This is a genomic window from Paenibacillus sp. EB106-05-06-XG162, from assembly GCF_058791655.1.
Map to the genome: position 1 here is coordinate 1 of NZ_JBYTDT010000048.1, position 662 is coordinate 662.

1 rRNA gene is annotated in these 662 nt (G+C 51.1%); it reads right to left on the minus strand.

Features of this window, described 5'->3' with window-relative positions:
* A 23S ribosomal RNA gene (locus AC3WU2_RS30655) occupies nt 1-660 on the minus strand; the annotation flags it as partial.
* Between the last annotated feature and the right edge of the window lie 2 nt (nt 661-662).

Consider the following 662-nt stretch of genomic DNA (forward strand, 5'->3'; position numbering starts at 1 on the left):
TTCACCTTAACCTTGCACGGGAACGTAACTCGCCGGTTCATTCTACAAAAGGCACGCCATCACCCATAGATCGGGCTCTGACTTCTTGTAAGCACACGGTTTCAGGTTCTATTTCACTCCCCTTCCGGGGTGCTTTTCACCTTTCCCTCACGGTACTGCTTCACTATCGGTCGCTAGGTAGTATTTAGCCTTACCAGATGGTCCTGGCAGATTCATACGGGATTTCACGTGCCCCGCACTACTCGGGATACGTCTCGGAGAGAACAGACTTTCAATTACAGGGCTTTTACCTTCTATGGCGGGCCTTTCCAGACCTCTTCGTTTAACCGGTTCCTTTGTAACTCCATGTGAGACGTCCCACAACCCCAGAGAGCAAGCTCTCTGGTTTAGGCTGTTCCGCGTTCGCTCGCCGCTACTGACGGAATCACTATTGTTTTCTCTTCCTGAGGGTACTTAGATGTTTCAGTTCCCCTCGTCTGTCTCTTCATACCCTATGTATTCAGATATGAGTGACTGGCTATTACACCAGCCGGGTTTCCCCATTCGGACATCCCCGGATCAAAGCTTGCTTACAGCTCCCCGAAGCATTTCGTTGTTCGCCACGTCCTTCGTCGACTCCTAGCGCCTAGGCATCCTCCGTGTGCTCTTAGTAGCTTAACCTA